The 18140-nt window shown below is 58.8% G+C and carries 13 protein-coding genes; 11 read left to right on the top strand and 2 right to left on the bottom strand.

Annotated features, from left to right (window positions below; all coding sequences use genetic code 11):
• Window positions 1-5 precede the first annotated feature (5 nt).
• Window positions 6-701, bottom strand: a complete 696-nt coding sequence (locus tag AB4P97_RS10030) for a pirin family protein (RefSeq protein ID WP_042559266.1) — start codon at window positions 699-701, stop codon at window positions 6-8.
• Window positions 702-978: 277 nt separating this feature from the next.
• Here AB4P97_RS10030 and AB4P97_RS10025 point away from each other — a divergent pair, with 277 nt between their 5' ends.
• Complete coding sequence (locus AB4P97_RS10025; protein ID WP_395602581.1) at window positions 979-3453, top strand: UvrD-helicase domain-containing protein; 2475 nt, start codon at window positions 979-981, stop codon at window positions 3451-3453.
• A 50-nt stretch (window positions 3454-3503) separates the two neighbouring features.
• On the opposite strand, the gene AB4P97_RS10020 is transcribed toward AB4P97_RS10025, so the two are convergent.
• Window positions 3504-3776 carry a DUF1652 domain-containing protein gene (locus AB4P97_RS10020; RefSeq protein WP_042559264.1) on the bottom strand — a complete coding sequence of 91 codons (273 nt, stop codon included), beginning with the start codon at window positions 3774-3776 and terminating at the stop codon, window positions 3504-3506.
• 263 nt (window positions 3777-4039) lie between these two features.
• On the opposite strand from AB4P97_RS10020, the gene AB4P97_RS10015 reads away from it, so the two are divergent.
• From AB4P97_RS10015 to AB4P97_RS09970, 10 genes are all read left to right on the top strand, one after another.
• Complete coding sequence (locus AB4P97_RS10015) at window positions 4040-4855, top strand: nuclear transport factor 2 family protein (protein WP_047301180.1); 816 nt, start codon at window positions 4040-4042, stop codon at window positions 4853-4855.
• Between the two features lie 52 nt (window positions 4856-4907).
• Window positions 4908-6314, top strand: a complete 1407-nt coding sequence (locus AB4P97_RS10010; protein WP_395602580.1) for an NAD(P)/FAD-dependent oxidoreductase — start codon at window positions 4908-4910, stop codon at window positions 6312-6314.
• Window positions 6315-6344: 30 nt separating this feature from the next.
• A complete protein-coding gene (locus tag AB4P97_RS10005) occupies window positions 6345-6689 on the top strand; it encodes a cupin domain-containing protein (protein WP_395602579.1) in 345 nt (114 codons plus the stop codon).
• 50 nt (window positions 6690-6739) lie between these two features.
• Window positions 6740-7825, top strand: coding sequence for a polyamine ABC transporter substrate-binding protein (locus tag AB4P97_RS10000; RefSeq protein ID WP_042559259.1), 1086 nt, complete (start codon window positions 6740-6742; stop codon window positions 7823-7825).
• A 468-nt stretch (window positions 7826-8293) separates the two neighbouring features.
• Window positions 8294-9760, top strand: coding sequence for a serralysin family metalloprotease (locus tag AB4P97_RS09995; RefSeq protein WP_210624545.1), 1467 nt, complete (start codon window positions 8294-8296; stop codon window positions 9758-9760).
• 93 nt (window positions 9761-9853) lie between these two features.
• Entirely contained in the window at window positions 9854-10276 is a 423-nt protein-coding gene (locus AB4P97_RS09990; protein WP_181818540.1) for an AprI/Inh family metalloprotease inhibitor, read from the top strand.
• 211 nt (window positions 10277-10487) lie between these two features.
• Complete coding sequence (locus tag AB4P97_RS09985; protein WP_047301172.1) at window positions 10488-12266, top strand: type I secretion system permease/ATPase; 1779 nt, start codon at window positions 10488-10490, stop codon at window positions 12264-12266.
• Complete coding sequence (locus tag AB4P97_RS09980; protein ID WP_395602578.1) at window positions 12263-13612, top strand: HlyD family type I secretion periplasmic adaptor subunit; 1350 nt, start codon at window positions 12263-12265, stop codon at window positions 13610-13612. Before AB4P97_RS09985 ends, AB4P97_RS09980 begins: the two co-directional genes overlap by 4 nt.
• A gap of 2 nt (window positions 13613-13614) precedes the next feature.
• Window positions 13615-14982, top strand: coding sequence for a TolC family outer membrane protein (locus tag AB4P97_RS09975; protein ID WP_042559254.1), 1368 nt, complete (start codon window positions 13615-13617; stop codon window positions 14980-14982).
• Window positions 14983-15159: 177 nt separating this feature from the next.
• Window positions 15160-18111, top strand: a complete 2952-nt coding sequence (locus AB4P97_RS09970; protein WP_395602577.1) for an autotransporter domain-containing protein — start codon at window positions 15160-15162, stop codon at window positions 18109-18111.
• Window positions 18112-18140 lie beyond the last annotated feature (29 nt).

Below are 18140 nucleotides of genomic sequence, written 5' to 3'. Positions count from 1 at the left end.
GGCGATCAAGCCAGGTCCACCAACACAATCTCACTGTCTTCAATCGCGGTAACGGTCAGTACTTGCTCATGCGCAACCGCCACACCGTCTCGAGCTTGTGCACGCAAGCCATTGACTTCAATCACACCCGTAGCCGGCACCAGATAAGCGCGGCGTCCTTCGTCGAGACGATATTCCGCCGTCTCACCAGCCTTGATATTCGCCGCCACCAAACGTGCATCGGCGCGGATACGCAGGCTCTGATCATCGCCATCCTTACCGCTGGCAAGGGTCACAAACCCTTCACGCTGACCTTTGGGAAAGGGTTTCGCACCCCAGGACGGCGGGGCGCCGGTTTCGGTGGGCAGGATCCAGATCTGGAAGATCTTGGAGTCCTGGGCTTCCAGGTTGTATTCACTGTGCGCGATACCCGTGCCGGCACTCATGACTTGCACGTCGCCAGCCTCGGTGCGGCCCTTGTTGCCGAGGTTGTCCTGATGAGTAATCGCACCTTCGCGCACGTAGGTGATGATCTCCATGTCGCGGTGCGGGTGCTGCGGGAAACCGCTGCCTGCGGCGATTACGTCATCGTTCCACACCCGCAGATTGCCCCAGCTCATGCGCTGAGGATCGTAGTACTCGGCGAACGAAAAATGGTGATGGGCATCCAACCAGCCATGATGGGCGGCGCCCAGTGTGTTGAAAGGTCTGAGTTCAAGCATGATCGTCTCCTCAAAAGGTTAATGACGGGGCGCAGTTATCGCGCCCGGCCCAAGACCGGTGGTTTATGACGGCGATCATCTATCAGCCAAGTATCGATAAAAAGCGTAAAAAGTGCGGTATTAAGATCGAATAAGCCGATCAAAAAAAGCTCGAAGATTTCTCATCCCACCTTCAGTTCATCGCCTAAACCAATGAAGCGTAAGCATTTCGCTAGAACCCGGCGTTAAATAAAGACACCATAGCCTTCAACAGCCTTACTTACTGGAGCCCGTCAGCGTGGCGCAACAAACCCCCGATCTTCCTCCCGAACTTCGCCCATTGGCCGAGATGCCGTGGTTCAAACGTATGGCCGCACGTTTCTTCGGCCACGGTTTGACGCGTTTGCGCGCGCAACACCGTGCGTCGTGGCTGCATGGTCAGGCGGATGGCTTTCGTAGCGGTCACACCGCGGGTGTCGAGTACGGTTACAAAGAGGGCAAGCTCGAGGGGTTTGAAGAAGGTCGGCAAGTGTTGCTGATCCGCGACAGCCGCAACACCGAACATCGTCCGCCAAGCGTGGACAACCTCCTGTTCGACGACTGGCGCCTACCGCTCACCGCTGAGCTGAAGAAGCGCATCAAGGCTGATGTCGCGCGTTTACTCCCCGCACACGCTCAGCCGAGCACTGCGCAATGGAAGATGATTTTCAGCGATACGCCTTCAACTTCCGTGGTAGCCGGCGCCGGAGCGGGCAAGTCGACCACGCTGGTCCTGCGCATTCTACTGTTGACGCACTATCTGGGCTTTGAACTCGATTCGATGACCGTAGTGACCTTCACCCGCGAATCGCGCAAGGACTTCATCAACAAGCTGATCGAGCTGTTTGCGTTGTGGGGGCGGGCGCTAAGCCTGAAACAGGCGCGGGAGCTGGTGCGAACCTTCCACTCGCGAATCCTGCCGATGGTGCGCAGCCTGGCGGGTTTCGAGCGGTTGCAGGCTTTCGAGAACCTCAGCCATCGAGCGCCCGGTGCTGACGAGGAGGTCGACAGTAATCCGTTCGACCTGCGTATCAACGACGCGCAGCGCCAGCAACTCAATGCCTGCTATCACCGATTGTTCACGCAGGACGAGCGTTTCCGCCAACTGATCCATCCGATGGCAAAGGCCGGGTTGCAGCTCAAGGAGCTGGAGCGTGACCACCCCGATGTACAGAAGCGCATGGCCGTCACCGAGCTGGCGGCCAAGCGCGATGAAGAACTGTGCGATGCGATCGAAGATCTTTGGTTCGGCGCCGGTGCCTGGCCTATCAAAGGCATTGAGCCCAACCGGCAGACCTTCGAAATCAATGGTTCGACATTTCACTGTCACGGCTACATTCCAAGCCTTGATGCTTGGGTCGTACTCGGTTTCGACCCTAGGGAAAACGCCCAGCTCTGCCGACCGAATGCGAAACTTTCGATACGTGCAGAATGGGCAGTAAAGCGCACCCTGTTTCAAGCATTCTGTCGTAAGCCATTGATATGGCTGGATAGTTACGAGTCGTCAAAACGCGTTTTGGCGACATTGGCAGGCGATGCCAGTGCAGGCCCGGGCTTCGATTACAAGGTCAAAGGTGAACTCGCTTCCGCGCCGTTGCTCGACTGTTTCGTGGCTGCGGCCGGGTTTATCGAGAACCTGGGGCTGGACGTGCCGGATGCTGTTGGCCGCATGAGTTTCGCCAAAGATGACCCCGACCGGTTTTTCTTCGAGGCGTTGAGCCTGTTCTGGCGCGCCCTGGAAGATCACTTGCTCGACCAAAAGCCGCCGATCATGACCTACAACCGCATGTTCGCGCTGTTCAGCGAGCACTCGCCGGAAAACCTCAAATTGCTCAGCGATGAACTGCTGCGACCCATGTCGCACCTGATGATCGATGAGTTTCAGGACGTTTCGCCACAGATCGTTTCGTGGATTCGCGCGAGCCTCTCGGAGATTCGCAGCCGTGGGCCGGCCATGCATGTCGGACGAGGCGCGCAGCGCTCATCGCTGCTATGTGTGGGGGATGACTGGCAATCGATTTACGGCTGGCGCGGCAGTTCACCGAGTTACTTCATGGAGTTCAACAAGGAATTCCCGTCGCCGAGCACCACGCGAGTGATGCTCAGTGACAACTATCGCAGTCATCAACACATCATCGATGCGGCGGAACACATCGTCCGTGCCGCGCCCGCGATCCCAGGTAAGAAGGCCAAGGCGAGCGGCGAGCCCAAGCCATTGCTGCCAGTCAACGTACTGGAACGCGACGATCAGGCACTGGGCGAACGCCTGGCAGAGCATTATCGGCAGGGCCATTCGATCTTGATGCTTTATCGAAAAAGCAGCGATAAGTTATTGATAGAAAAGCATATTCAGTCTGTAGTTAATGTTGATTCGAGCTTGCCGTACGAAGCTCGTCGGTTGAAACAACTGACGTATCACAGCGCCAAGGGCCTGCAGGCAGACGCGGTGTTTTTGCTCGGTGACTGTCAGCATCTGACCAGTTCTCCTTACAAGAACCAGGTGTATCGCATGGCCGGATTGGGCAAAACCGGCGACAGCGAGCCGTATGACAGCGCGCAAAAAGACGAGATCTTGCGCTTGGCGTACGTCGGGATTACCCGTGCGGTCAGCCATTGTTATTGGTATGTCGAGCCGCAGGAGCCGCAAGCGGTGAACATGCCCAAGGCGTCCGACCGAGTGGCGAAGGGCAAGCCATTCTTCGCTGATCATCGAGCAGAAAAGCAAACCGCGTGACCCACAAAAAAGCCCGCATCAATGCGGGCTTTTTGTTGTAAATCAGAACGTTATGCATAGTTCCTGAGAGACTCTGGAGGTATGAAAGCGTCCAGCTCATCCTCCACGGCCTCGATAATTCGCTCGACGTCTGCCGCATTCATTACCGTTGCGCACGGGATGCCTGCGATAGCGATCATGGTTTCACCACTGGCTCGATCAAACAATCGGGCAATCATGCTGCCCGGTGCATCCATCGTTGCTTCGAAACCCATGGGATGAAAATGCCAGCGCATCAACTGGCAGGCGTTGGGGAACGTGACTTTGCTTGACCCGTTATTCATGTGTTGCCCGCCTTCTTCATCGAGCGCTTCCTTTAGCTCATGTTAGGTGGGAAGAGCCTTCATTGGCTCAACCAGTGACTGACGTTAAAAGTAGCATCTCAATGTGAAATTCCTGTGGGAATTTTCAGTTCATTTAGCGATTGATTCGTATTTTTTGATGTAGGTCACGGCCTACGCATTCATCGCCAAAATGCCATCATGGATTAGTCATTGATGCCCGCGCCGAACTTCGGCAAGCTCGATTCTTTTTCGCCGAGCTCCTTATGCACGCCGACGACGACGGCCCCGCACAGACCCAGGCCACGACCGCCACGGTCATGCGCTATCACCTGAGCTGGAAACACCGCGACCTGGACAGCGTGATGGCGCTGTATCACCCGGACATTCAGTACAGCGATTTTTTCCAGAACCGCGTGCTCGGCCTCGACGAGTTGCGCGAGTACGTGCGTGTGAGCATGCCGCGCGAATCCGACGAAGCGCTTGAGCATTGCGACCGCATTCGCGTTGATGGCAACACTGCGTTCATTCAGTACGAAGTGACCCTGCGCGGCGGCGAGGGACTTGTGTCGTTCCGCTCCAGCGAGGCGATCACGGTCAAGGACGGGCTGATCTGGCGCGTAAATGAATACGCCTCGTTGGTGCGTGCACAGGTTGGCAATACCACTGCGCCGAGCCAGCGCCCGGCCGTCAGTCGCCTGGGCCTGTCGCCGCGTCAATTGAGTTTTATGGCCGACGATCTGCAGCAATACTTCGAACGCCAGCAACCGTACCTGGATCCAGAGCTTGACCTGCAACGGGTCGCGAAGGAGTGCGGGTACAGCCGCAATCAGATTTCCTACCTGCTTAACCAGGTGCTTGGGCAAAGTTTCTACCGCTACGTCAACCACGCGCGACTGCAACATCTGCTCAAGTCACTGGACGATGCCGCGCCGCCAGTGCGCATCGATGAGTTGGCGTTCGCCGCGGGTTTCAATTCGTTGTCGGCGTTTTACAGCTGTTTCCGCCAACACACCGGCCTGTCGCCCAAGGCCTACGTTAAACAAATTTCTTTGCGGACACGCGCGCAAGACATCCCCTGAGGTCGCGCACTAGGATCGACGCCATCGAAGGTTTTCAGTGGCGGAGTCTTGCATGCCGGCGTGGCGCACTATCAGTTTGTGGATGGATCAACTCGATGAGCCGCTGATCGCGCGGCCCGAGCTTGAGCGGGATCTGGACGTCGACGTGGCGATTATCGGCGCCGGTTACACGGGGCTGTGGACGGCGTACTACCTGAAGAAGCACGCGCCGGGCCTGGACATCGCCATTATCGAGGCGCAAACCGCCGGGTTTGGCGCATCCGGGCGCAACGGCGGCTGGCTGATGGGCAATCTGCTTGGCGAGAAGCGTTTGCTCGCCGGACTGTCTCCCGAGCAGCGTCGCGCGTCGTTTGATCTGCTGCACAGCATCCCCGATGAAGTGGAAGTCGTCCTCGAACGTGAAGGTATCGACTGCGATTACCGCAAGGGCGGCGTGCTGTACTGCGCGGCGCGCTATCCGGAACAGGAAGCGACTCTGCGCGACTACCTGGCCAAACTCCACGCCCAGGGTCTGACCGACGACGATTACCGCTGGCTCAGCCCTGAGCAACTGGCGCAGCAGATTCGTGTCGCCAAACCTTACGGTGGCATCTACGCCCCGCATGTGGCGACCATTCACCCGGCCAAACTGGTGCGCAGCCTGGCGCGCACCGTGCAAGGCATGGGCGTGAAGATTTACGAAAACAGCCCCGTTACGCATTGGCAGTCGGGCAGTTTGCGCACGGCCAAAGCCAATGTGCGCAGTCGCTGGATCGTGCCAGCAGTGGAAGGGTATTCGGTGACATTGCCACCTCTGGGTCGCTACCAATTGCCGGTGCAAAGCCTGATCGTCGCCACTGAACCGCTGTCCGCCGCTACGTGGGACGAGATCGGCCTCAGTCGCGGCCAGGCTTTCAGCGAATTCAGCCGCCAGGTCACTTATGGCCAGCGCAGTGCTGACAACCGTCTGATTTTCGGCGCCCGCGGTGGTTACCAATTCGCCGGCAAGCTGCGCCACAACTTTGACCTGACCCGCGATGAAGTCGAGCTGCGTCGTTATCTGTTCGGTGAACTGTTCCCGCAACTGAAAAATGTGCAGATCACTCACGCTTGGGGCGGCAACCTCGGCATGTCCCGCCACTTCAAGCCGCACATGCTGTGCGATCGGGCCAACGGCATTGCGTTGGCCGGCGGTTATGGCGGGGAGGGCGTCGGTGCCAGCAACCTCGGCGGCCGTACCCTGGCCGACCTGATCCTTGAGCGCGACAGCGAACTGGTTAACCAGCCGTGGGTGCTGCCGGACGGCGGGATTCATGCGCTACGTGCCTGGGAGCCGGAGCCGTGCCGCTGGCTCGGTTACAACGCGATCATCAAAAGCTTTGTTCACGAAGACCAGACCCTCGCCAATCCGGCGACTGCGCCATGGCGGCGCAAACTCGCCAGCCAGGTGGCCGGGTTCATGGAAGGTTTCATGCACTGACAGTTGTTCATTCACAAGACAGGTAACGCCATGAGCATCACCCAGTTCAAAAACACCGCCACGTTACAACTCGATGAATCCAACCCGGTCGCCGTGCCGCTTGGCGAGCCGATAGCCATCGCCTCAACTACCAGCGTCGAGCGCGACGATGGTGTCGAAACCGGCGTCTGGGAATGCACCCCCGGCCGTTGGCGCCGGCAGATCACCGCGCAGGAGTTCTGCCATTTCATTTCCGGGCGTTGCACATTCACCCCGGACGACGGTGGCGAAACCCTGCACATACAAGGTGGCGACGCATTGATGTTGCCGACCAACACGCTCGGTATCTGGGATATCCAGGAAACCGTGCGCAAGACTTACGTGCTGATTTTCTGATTGCTTGAGATTGCCTGCCAAACAACAATAGCCTCTACAGGAATCGACCCATGATCCGGAAAACCCTCACTCTGGCACCGCTGTTGCTGGTCGCCTCCATCAGTCACGCCGCCGAGACGGTCAAGGTTTACAACTGGTCCAGCTACATCGCGCCGGACACCACGAAAAATTTCCAGAAAGAAACCGGCATTGGCGTCATTTATGACGTCTACGACAGCAACGAAACCCTCGATGGCAAGTTGATGACCGGCAACTCCGGTTACGACGTGGTGTTTCCGTCCAACCACTTCATGGCCCGGCAGATTCAGGGCGGCGCGTTGAAGAAGCTCGACAAGAGCCAGTTGCCGAACTGGAAAAACCTCAACCCGGTGTTGCTCAAGGCCCTGCAAACCAACGATCCGGGCAACGAGCACGGCTTCCCGTATCTGTGGGGCAGCACCGGCATCGGTTACAACGTTGCCAAGATCAAAGCGGTATTGGGCGACGACGCGCCGGTCGATTCCTGGGATCTGATTTTCAAACCCGAGTACATGGAAAAACTGCAGAAGTGCGGCGTCGCGATTCTCGACAACGGCCCGGAATTGCTTCCTGCGGCCCTCAATTATCTGGGCTTGCCGCACCACAGCAAGAACCCCGAGGACTACAAGAAAGCCGAAGCGCTGCTGATGAAAGTGCGGCCATACGTCAGCTATTTCCATTCCTCGAAGTACACCAGCGATCTGGCCAACGGTGATATTTGCGTGGCGGTCGGTTTCTCCGGCGACATCCTGCAAGCCGAGAGCCGCGCCAAAGAGGCGAAGAACGGCATCGAGATCGGCTATTCGGTTCCCAAGGAAGGTTCGCCCATCTGGTTCGACATGGTTTCGATGCCCAACGACGCTCCGGACGAGAAGGCCGGCTACGCCTTCATGAACTACCTGTTGCGCCCGGACGTGATGGCTGACATCAGCAACTCGGTGCACTACGCCAACGGCAATGAGCAGGCCGACAGCCTGATCGATCCGGCGATCAAGAACGACACCAAGGTTTATCCGACCCCGGAGATGTTGGGCAGGTTGTTCGCCCTGGAGGCAATGCCGATGAACATCGACCGGATTCGTACTCGGATCTGGAACAAGATTCGTACCGGTAGCTGAGATATATCGGTAAATGCAAAACCTTTGGGAGCGAGCCTGCTCGCGAAAGTGATGTTTCATTCAGCATTGATGTTGGATGAGCTTTCGCATTCGCGAGCAGGCTCGCTCCCACATGGGTTATCAGCGACTGTTATCGGGTGATGTCAATGCGCTGGCACTTGCACTAATACAAGGCAAAAGTGAGACGCCTTCGACAAAAAACAACTTAGCCTTATTTAATAATTAAATAGAAAATCGTCAGACAATTAGGCAAAAACAAGACATCTGAAACATTCTTTCGACCGCACATGCTTTGTTTACGGGAGCTTCCCGGAATAGCTCGATTTGAATTCAAAAAAATGCTTTACGTCAGATTTCAAATTGTGTCAGTTTTCTTTCGCCTTCATTGGGCGAGTGATAGGACGATCTCGCCAGAGATTGTCGCTATCGGACAAAAACTGTTCCATTGCTTAACAAGGAAGTGTGTTTATGTCGAAAGTTAAAAAGAATGCTATTGATACCGCCGAACAGGCTTTCCAGCCTGTAGGGGCTGCGCAGTCACTGGCAGCATCCAGCTCCGCCTGGAACCAGATCAATAGTTTCAGCCATCAATACGATCGCGGCGGCAATCTCACGGTCAACGGCAAACCCTCCTTCTCCGTCGACCAGGCCGCAACCCAGTTGCTGCGCGACGGCGCTGCCTATCAAGACAAAGACGGCAGCGGCAAGATCGAACTCACTTACACGTTCCTGACTTCTGCTTCATCGAGCACGATGAACAAGCACGGGATCTCCGGGTTCAGTCAGTTCAGTGCACAACAACAAAACCAGGCCAAGCTCGCCATGCAGTCCTGGGCCGATGTGGCCAATGTCACCTTCACCGAAAAAGCTACGGGTGGTGACGGTCACATGACCTTCGGCAACTACAGCGGTGGCCAGGATGGCGCTGCAGCGTTCGCTTATCTGCCAGGCACCGGCGCCGGTTATGACGGCACCTCGTGGTACCTGATCAACAGTGGCTACACGGCGAACAAGAATCCGGATCTGAACAACTATGGCCGTCAGACCCTGACTCACGAGATCGGTCATAGCCTCGGTCTGGCTCACCCTGGCGACTACAACGCCGGTAATGGCAACCCGACCTATAACGATGCTTCCTACGGGCAAGACACCCGCGGCTACAGCATCATGAGTTACTGGAGCGAGAACAACACCAGCCAGAACTTCAGCAAGGGTGGCGTGGAAGCCTATGCCTCCGGCCCGCTGATGGATGACATCGCAGCGATCCAGAAACTCTACGGCGCCAACACCACCACTCGTACCGGTGACACCACCTACGGTTTCAACTCCAACACCGGTCGCGACTTCCTCAGCGCTTCGTCGTCGAGTGACAAAGTAGTGTTCTCGGTCTGGGATGCGGGCGGCAAGGATACTCTGGACTTCTCGGGCTTCACCCAAAACCAGAAGATCAACCTCAATAGCGCCTCGTTCTCCGACGTTGGCGGTATGGTTGGTAACGTGTCCATCGCCAAGGGCGCGATCATCGAAAACGCCATCGGTGGTTCGGGCAGCGACCTGCTGATCGGCAACAGTGTGGCCAACGAGCTCAAGGGCGGTGCCGGAAACGACATCCTCTACGGGGCTGGCGGTGCCGACAAGCTGTGGGGTGGCGCGGGTTCGGACACGTTTGTGTTCGCGGCCAGTTCGGATTCCAAACCGGGTGCGATCGATCAGATCCTCGATTTCGTCAGCGGTCTGGACAAAATCGACCTGACCGGCATCACCAAGGGTGCCGGCCTGCACTTCGTTAGCGCCTTCACCGGTGCGGCGGGCGATGCGGTATTGACCTCGTCGGGCGGCAACAGCCTGCTCTCGGTGGACTTCTCCGGATTCGGCGCGGCCGACTTCCAGGTCAGCACCGTTGGCCAGGCGGCAATCAGCGACATCGTGGCTTGATGTGAAACAAGAGGGCGGCGCGTGATGCGCCGCTTTCTTCGCTTGCATCGTCTTGCCCTGTAGGCAAGGCTACGCATTGGGGTGAAATTTCCTATGAGTCGAAACGTTTTTACCTACATGACGGTGGCGTGGCTGATGGCGACGCTGATGATGATTTCAGGAGAAACAAGCATGGCAAGCAGCCTCAGGCTCGAAGAACCCTCGGTATTTGCCGGGCAGTGGCAGGCGACGCTGAGCGCCCGCGATGACAGCGCTGAAGCGCAAAAACTGCAGGACAAACCGTCGAATACCTGCACTGTCGATCTGCAATCCAACCAGACGATTGGTAAAGGCGCTGACTGCTTGGGGGCATGGCTCGAAGAGGCGCCGATTGGCTGGTTTCCCGACCCGGACGGTATTTCGATCACTGGCAAGGAGGGTTCAAGAATCCAGTTTTTTAGTCGTCAACGTGATGGGTTCTATCTGGCGACTTTGAAGTCAGGTCTGAAAATTACCCTGGAGCGCGTTGCGCAATAGTCGTAATGATCAATCAGACGACAAGATTTTAATATAAGGCGTCACTGTCAGGTTATAAGCGACATGTTCAATCACAACTGCACTGTATTAATCAGAGCTAGTTGTTATGAATTTGTAAGCGAACAGCTTGGAAATATGTTCCCGCGTTGCGCGGATAATCAATTTGAAGTCTCGCCAAAGATTGGCGAGAGTTAGACCTCAGGAATAATCAATGAAGATGGCGAAGGCCCCAGCCACCGCGCCCTTGTTCAAGGCATTGGGTGACTATAAAAGCATCCTGATCAGCGTTGGATGCTTTACGGCATTGATTAACGTGCTGATGCTGGTGCCCTCCATTTATATGCTTCAGGTCTATGACCGGGTGCTGTCTTCGCAGAACGAAACCACCCTGGCGATGCTGTCGCTGATGGTTGTCGGCTTCTTTGTCTTTATCGGCCTGCTGGAAGTGGTGCGCAGTTTCATCGTGATCCGCATCGGCAGCCAACTGGAGCGCCGCTTCAACCTGCGGGTGTACCAGGCGGCGTTCGAACGCAATCTGTTCAAGGGCGAGGGCAATGCCGGGCAGTCGCTGGGGGACTTGACCCACATTCGTCAATTCGTCACCGGCCCGGCGCTGTTCGCTTTTTTCGATGCGCCGTGGTTTCCGGTGTATCTGTTCGTTATTTACCTGTTCAACGTCTGGCTCGGCGTACTGGCCACCGCCGGTGCGCTGTTGCTGATCGCCTTGGCGTGCCTCAACGAATACATGACCAAAAAGCCGCTGGGCGAAGCCGCCGGTTTCTCGCAGCAATCCAGCCAGTTGGCCACCAGCCACCTGCACAACGCCGAAACCATTCAGGCGATGGGCATGCTCGGTTCCTTGCGTAAACGCTGGTTCCAGGTGCATTCGCGCTTTCTAGGTTTGCAGAATCAGGCCAGCGATACCGGCGCGGTGATCAGCTCTCTGAGCAAAACCCTGCGTCTGTGCCTGCAATCGCTGGTGCTGGGCCTCGGCGCGTTACTGGTGATCAAAGGTGACATGACCGCCGGCATGATGATCGCCGGCTCCATCCTGATGGGCCGCGTACTCAGCCCGATCGACCAGTTGATCGCCGTCTGGAAGCAATGGAGCGGGGCGAAGCTGGCTTACCGTCGTCTCGATGCGTTGCTGCAAGCCTTCCCGCCGAGTGATGAAGCGATGGCCCTGCCAGCGCCCAAAGGCCAGATCACCTTCGAGCAAGTCAGTGCCGGCCCACCGGGGCAACGCGCTGCGACCTTGCACATGGTCAATTTCAATCTGGGCGCAGGTGAAGTGCTGGGTGTGCTCGGCGCGTCCGGTTCCGGCAAATCGACCCTGGCCCGAGTGCTGGTCGGTGTCTGGCCGACCCTGGGTGGCACGGTGCGACTGGACGGCGCGGACATCCATCGCTGGAATCGCGATCAACTCGGCCCTTACATCGGCTACCTGCCGCAAGACATCGAACTGTTCAGCGGCAGCATCGCCGAAAACATTGCGCGTTTTAGCGAGGCCGATGCGCAGAAAGTCGTGGCGGCTGCCCAGCAGGCTGGCGTTCACGAAATGATCCTGCGCCTGCCGCAAGGTTACGACACGCAGTTGGGCGAGGACGGCAGCGGTTTGTCCGGTGGTCAGAAGCAACGAGTGGCGCTGGCGCGCGCCATGTACGGGACGCCAAGCCTGGTGGTGCTGGATGAGCCCAACTCCAACCTCGACACCGTGGGCGAAGCGGCGTTGGCCAGCGCGATTGCGCAACTCAAGGCCCAGGGCACCACAGTGGTGCTGGTGACACATCGCTCTTCGGTGCTGGCTCAGGCCGACAAACTGCTGGTGCTCAACGAGGGTCGTCTGCAGGCCTTCGGCCCGAGTCAGGACGTGCTCAAGGCGCTGTCCGGCGCCGCCAATGAACAACCACGCGAGAAACCTGCGCAAGCACCGGGCGGGCTCAGCATGAGCCGGCAGTATCAGCCCACGACAAGGAATTCGGGTGTATGAGCAGCGCAAACATGAACACTGAAAACGAAGCGAGCATGGAGCACGCTTACATCGCTGAACGTCCGGAACGTGACGCGAAATTCTTCGCACGCATGGGCTGGCTTCTGGCGATTGTCGGCGCGGGCAGTTTCTTCACCTGGGCGGCATTGGCGCCGCTGGATCAAGGCATTCCGGTACAGGGCACGGTGGTCGTGTCGGGTAAACGCAAAGCCGTGCAGTCGATGAGCAGCGGGGTGGTCAGCCGGATTCTGGTACGCGAAGGCGAGATCGTTAAGCAGGGCCAGCCGCTGTTCCGCCTCGACCAGACGCAAGTCGCGGCCGATGTGCAATCGTTGCAGGCGCAATACCGCATGGCATGGGCCAGTCTGGCGCGTTGGCAGGCCGAGCGCGACAACCTCAAGCAAGTGACCTTTCCGGCGGAGTTGAGCAATGACCCGGACCCGCGCCTGGCGTTGGTTCTGGAAGGTCAGCGCCAGTTGTTCAGCAGCCGCCGCGAAGCGTTCTATCGCGAGCAGGCCGGATCGCGCGCCAGCATCGAAGGCGCCACCGCGCAACTGGCCGGCATGCGCCGCGCGCGCACCGACCTCAATGCCCAGGCCGACTCGCTGCAACAACAGTTGAGCAACCTGCAACCGCTGGCCGACAACGGTTACATCCCGCGCAACCGCTTGATGGAATATCAGCGCCAGCTCTCGCAGGTCCAGCAGCAACTGGCAGAAAACACCGGTGAAAGCGGGCGTGTCGAGCAGGGCATTCTTGAGTCGCGCCTGAAGCTGCAGCAGCACAGCGAGGAATATCAGAAGGAAGTTCGTACGCAACTGGCCGAGGCGCAGCTCAAAAGCGTCACGCTGTCAGAGCAACTGACCTCCGCCGGTTTCGACCTGCAACACAGCGAGATTGTCGCCACCGCCGACGGCGTGGCGGTCAATCTTGGCGTGCACACCGAAGGCGCCGTGGTGCGTCAGGGCGAAACCCTGCTGGAGATCGTTCCGCAAGGCACCACCCTGGAAGTGGAAGGGCACCTGCCGATCAATCTGATCGACAAGGTCGGCCCGCATCTGCCGGTGGACATCCTGTTTACCGCGTTCAACCAGAGCAAAACCCCGCGTGTGCCGGGCGAAGTCAGCCTGATTTCCGCCGACCAGATGGTCGATGAAAAAACCGGCGTGCCGTACTACGTGTTGCGCAGCAGCGTCAGCGATCAGGCCATGGAAAAACTCCACGGCCTGGTGATCAAACCGGGCATGCCGGCAGAAATGTTTGTGCGTACCGGCGAGCGATCGCTCCTCAACTATCTGTTCAAACCGCTGCTCGACCGGGCCAACTCTGCGTTGACCGAAGAATAAGGATGTTCAGCTGTATGAATAAGCTTTGCATGCTCGGGGCAGCATTGACGCTGTTCGCGAGTCACTCAGTCGTAGCGGCCATGGGGCCGTTTGAGATCTACGAACAGGCGTTGCGCAATGACCCTGTGTTCCTCGGCGCGATCAAGGAGCGGGATGCTGGCCTGGAAAACCGCGCCATTGGCCGTGCCGGGCTGCTGCCGCGAATCGGTTACACCTACAACAAGGGCCGCAACTCCTCGAAGGCAACGTCCCTTGATGAGCGTGCGCGCAATAAAACCGATGACCGCAATTACAGCAGTTACGGCTCGGCCCTGACCCTGCAACAACCCTTGCTCGATTACGAAGCCTATGCGGCGTATCGCAAGGGCGTGGCGCAGTCGCTGTTTGCCGACGAAAGCTTTCGCGGCAAGAGCCAGGAATTGCTGGTGCGCGTGCTGGATAACTACACCAAAGCCTTGTTTGCCCAGGACCAGATTGATATCGCACAGGCGAAGAAGAAGGCTTACGAGCAGCAGTTCCAGCAAAACGAACACATGTTCAAGCAGGGTGAAGGCACGCGCACCGACATTCTTGAAGCCGAGTCGCGTTATGAGCTGGCGACCGCCGAGGAGATCGAGGCACGCAACGAACAGGACGCGGCGCTGCGCGAACTGGGCGCACTGGTCGGCGTGCCGGCCGTGGATATCGGTGATCTGGCGCCGCTGGATCAGAATTTCCAGACCTTCGTACTGCAGCCAGCCAATTTCGATACCTGGCATGAGATGGCGGTCAGCAACAACCCGAACCTGGCCTCGCAACGCCAGGCTGTGGAAGTGGCGCGCTACGAGGTCGAACGCAACCGTGCCGGGCACTTGCCGAAAATCAATGCTTACGCCTCGATGCGCCAGAACGAATCGGAAAGCGGCAACACCTACAACCAGCGTTACGAAACCAACACCATCGGTCTCGAAGTGAGCGTGCCGTTGTACGCCGGTGGCGGCGTGTCGGCCTCCACCCGTCAGGCCAGCCGCACCATGGAACAGGCCGAGTACGAACTGGACGGCAAGACCCGCGAGACACTGATCGAACTGCGTCGCCAGTTCAGCGCCTGCCTGTCGGGGGTGAACAAACTGCGCGCGTATCAAAAGGCCCTGAGCTCGGCGGAAGCGTTGGTGGTGTCGACCAAGCAAAGCATCCTCGGCGGTGAACGCACCAACCTCGACGCGTTGAATGCCGAGCAACAACTGTTCACCACCCGCCGCGATCTGGCGCAGGCGCGGTACGACTATTTGATGGCGTGGACCAAGTTGCATTACTACGCCGGCACGTTGAATGAGCAGGATCTGGCGCGGGTGGATGAGGCGTTTGGACAAGGCCCAAAAACTCGATAACACCGAAGATCAAAAGATCGCAGCCTTCGGCAGCTCCTACGCAGAGCAGGAAAGTGATTAATCCAGAAATATGCATGCCCCTGTAGGAGCTGCCGGAGGCTGCGATCTTTTGATCTGGCTTTTTGGTTCGCAGCTTTCGGCAGCTCCTGAATAAAACAATAAAAGTGAGTAGTGAACATGGAAGTACGCATCAAGCCAATTTCGGTCGGCACGCTGTTGCTCGCAGTTTCTATATCCCAGGCCCACGCCCAGTACTTGGAGGCCGGTAAACCCGGTGATCCCGCCAGTTGGCGCAGCGCCGAGTTTCTGCGTGATTGGGGCCTTGCGCGCATGCAGGCCGATCAAGCCTACGCTGCCGGCATTACCGGCAAAGGTGTGAAGATCGGCGCGCTCGATTCCGGTTTCGACGCCGCCCATCCCGAATTCGCCACTGAGCGTTACCACCCGGTTCTGGCCAACGGCAGCTATGTCGACGGCTCGCCGTTCAACGTCGATGGCACCCTCAACGCCAACAACGATTCCCACGGCACCCATGTGGTCGGCACCATGGGCGCCTCGCGTGACGGCACGGGCATGCACGGCGTGGCCTATAACGCGCAAATCTTTGTCGGCAACACCAACAACAACGACAGCTTCCTGTTCGGCCCCAAGCCCGATCCGCGTTATTTCAAAGCGGTATACGACGCTTTGGCCGATGCCGGCGTGCGCGCCATCAACAACAGTTGGGGCAGTCAGCCGCCGGATGTCAGCTACCGGACTCTGGCTGATCTGCACGCTGCCTACGCGCAGCATTGGAACAAAGGCACCTGGCTCGACGCCGCTGCCGATGTTTCGCGACGCGGGGTGATCAACGTGTTCAGCGCCGGCAACAGCGGTTATCCGAATGCCAGCGTGCGTTCGGCGCTGCCGTACTTTCAGCCGGATCTCGAAGGTCACTGGCTGGCGGTCTCCGGTCTCGATCAGAGCAATCAGCAGAAGTACAACCAGTGCGGCCTCGCCAAATACTGGTGCATCACCACGCCGGGCGCGAAGATCGACAGCACCATTCCCGGTGGCGGTTACGCGATCAAGTCCGGCACATCGATGTCGGCACCGCACGCCACCGGCGCCTTGGCTCTGGTGATGGAACGCTACCCGTACATGAACAACCAGCAGGCGCTCGAAGTGCTGCTGACCACCGCCACCCAGCTCGATGGTTCGGTGACGGATGCGCCGACCGAGCGGCTCGGCTGGGGCGTGGCCAACCTGAACCGGGCGATGCGCGGGCCCGGGCAATTACTCGGGGCGTTCGACGCCAATCTGGCGGCCGGGCAGAGCGATGTCTGGAGTAACGACATCTCCGACAAAGCGCTGATCCAGCGTCAGGGCGAAGACTTCGCTGAACACGTTACCTGGCAGCAAACCCTGCAAGACAAGGGTTGGCAGAACGGCATTGCGCCCGGCGCCAGCCAGCAAGATCAGACCGACTACGCGGTGGGCATGGCCCGTGATGCCGCCGCCGCGGCGCGGGTTTATCAGGGCAGCCTGATCAAGTCCGGAGACGGACGCCTGTTTCTCACCGGGGACAATACCTATCGCGGCCCGACCACAGTCAATGGCGGCCTGCTGAGCGTCAATGGTTCGCTGGCTTCAGCAGTGACCGTCAACGATGGCGGCACCCTTGGCGGCTCCGGGCGAATCGGCTCGCTGATCGCCAACAACGGCAGCCGTGTGGCGCCGGGCAACTCCATCGGCACCTTGAATGTGGCCGGTGACGTGACCTTCGCGCCGGGTTCGACCTACGCGGTGGAGCTGTCACCGAGCCGCAGCGACCAGATTGTTGCCGGCGGCACAGCCACGGTCAGCGGCGCGACCGTCAGCCTGGCGCTGGAAAACAGCCCGACCTTGCTCAGTGCCTCCGAGGCGCAAAGCCTGCTCGGTCGCCAGTACAACATCCTGCAAGCGGCGGGTGGTGTTCAAGGCCAGTTTGGCGCCGTGGTGCCGAACTACCTGTTCATTGGCGGCAGCCTCGATTACGCCGCCAGCGCTATCCAACTCAATATTGAACGCAACGCGACCGCGTTCTCCAGCGTCGGCCAAACCCCGAATCAGCGTTCGGTGGCCACGGCTGTCGAAGGCCTGGGCGCAGGCAATTCGGTTTACGAAAGCGTGCTGCTGTCGGCAGACGCCGCGTCTGCGCAACGGGCCTTTCAGCAACTGAGCGGCGAAATCTACCCGGCCCTCGGTTCGATGCTGATCAACGACAGCCGCCAATTGCGCGATGCCGTCGGTGAGCGCCTGCACGATGCCTCCGCGACGCCAAGCAACGGCTGGATCAAGGCGCTCGGCGCGTGGGGCAGCACCGATTCGAGCCATGACACGGCGGGCTACAACACGTCGATTGGCGGTCTGTTGGCCGGTGTCGACGGCGCGCTGGACGAGCAGACCCGCATCGGTCTGGTCACTGGCTACAGCGACAGCTCGCTGAGCATGGGCTCGGGCACGCACTCGTCGGCCAAGGTCGACAGCTATCACCTCGGTGCTTACGCCGGGCATGAAATCGGCGCCTGGCGTCTGAGCACCGGCGCGGCCTACAGCTGGCATCGCGCCGATGTGAAACGCGATCTGCAGTACGGCAACGTCAGCGCCAAACAAAAAACCAAGGTTGATGCGGCGACGACTCAGGTGTTCGGTGAAGCGGCTTATCGACTGCACCTGCAACCGCTGGCGCTGGAGCCGTTCGCCAATCTGGCTTACTTGCATCTGGACACCGAAGGCTTCACCGAGAAGGGCGACGCTGCGGCGCTGAAAAGCTCGGGCGATCAGCGTGATGCAGTGCTGAGCACCCTCGGTGTGCGGGCGATCAAAACGTTCAATCTGTCGACTCGGCAAACACTGGATGTGAGCGGCCATCTGGGCTGGCAGCACAGCCTTACCGACATCGAATCTGAACAGCATCTGCGCTTTGCCAGTGGCGGCACGCCGTATAGCGTCGAGAGTTCGGCGCTGGTGCGCGATGCCGCGTTGGTCGGCGTGCAGGCCAGTCTGGCGTTGAGCAAGGACGTGCGCGTGAACCTTGATTACAACGGGCAGTTGGCTAGCCGCGAGAAGAGCCATGGCGTTGGCCTGAGCCTTAACTGGCAGTTCTGACCGAGGCCCTCAAAAACAGGCAACCCTCT

The organism is Pseudomonas sp. A1230, from assembly GCF_044218825.1.
In the GTDB taxonomy this organism is placed as follows: domain Bacteria; phylum Pseudomonadota; class Gammaproteobacteria; order Pseudomonadales; family Pseudomonadaceae; genus Aquipseudomonas; species Aquipseudomonas iridis.
This window is presented reverse-complemented; position numbering and strand designations above follow the sequence as displayed.

Coding starts and splice junctions, on each gene's coding strand:
- AB4P97_RS10030 (WP_042559266.1), bottom strand. CDS start 701: ATGCTTGAACTCAGACCTTTCAACACACTGGGCGCCGCCCATCATGGC.
- AB4P97_RS10020 (WP_042559264.1), bottom strand. CDS start 3,776: ATGAATAACGGGTCAAGCAAAGTCACGTTCCCCAACGCCTGCCAGTTG.
- AB4P97_RS10015 (WP_047301180.1), top strand. CDS start 4,040: ATGCACGCCGACGACGACGGCCCCGCACAGACCCAGGCCACGACCGCC.
- AB4P97_RS10010 (WP_395602580.1), top strand. CDS start 4,908: ATGCCGGCGTGGCGCACTATCAGTTTGTGGATGGATCAACTCGATGAG.
- AB4P97_RS10005 (WP_395602579.1), top strand. CDS start 6,345: ATGAGCATCACCCAGTTCAAAAACACCGCCACGTTACAACTCGATGAA.
- AB4P97_RS10000 (WP_042559259.1), top strand. CDS start 6,740: ATGATCCGGAAAACCCTCACTCTGGCACCGCTGTTGCTGGTCGCCTCC.
- AB4P97_RS09995 (WP_210624545.1), top strand. CDS start 8,294: ATGTCGAAAGTTAAAAAGAATGCTATTGATACCGCCGAACAGGCTTTC.
- AB4P97_RS09990 (WP_181818540.1), top strand. CDS start 9,854: ATGAGTCGAAACGTTTTTACCTACATGACGGTGGCGTGGCTGATGGCG.
- AB4P97_RS09985 (WP_047301172.1), top strand. CDS start 10,488: ATGAAGATGGCGAAGGCCCCAGCCACCGCGCCCTTGTTCAAGGCATTG.
- AB4P97_RS09980 (WP_395602578.1), top strand. CDS start 12,263: ATGAGCAGCGCAAACATGAACACTGAAAACGAAGCGAGCATGGAGCAC.
- AB4P97_RS09975 (WP_042559254.1), top strand. CDS start 13,615: ATGTTCAGCTGTATGAATAAGCTTTGCATGCTCGGGGCAGCATTGACG.
- AB4P97_RS09970 (WP_395602577.1), top strand. CDS start 15,160: ATGGAAGTACGCATCAAGCCAATTTCGGTCGGCACGCTGTTGCTCGCA.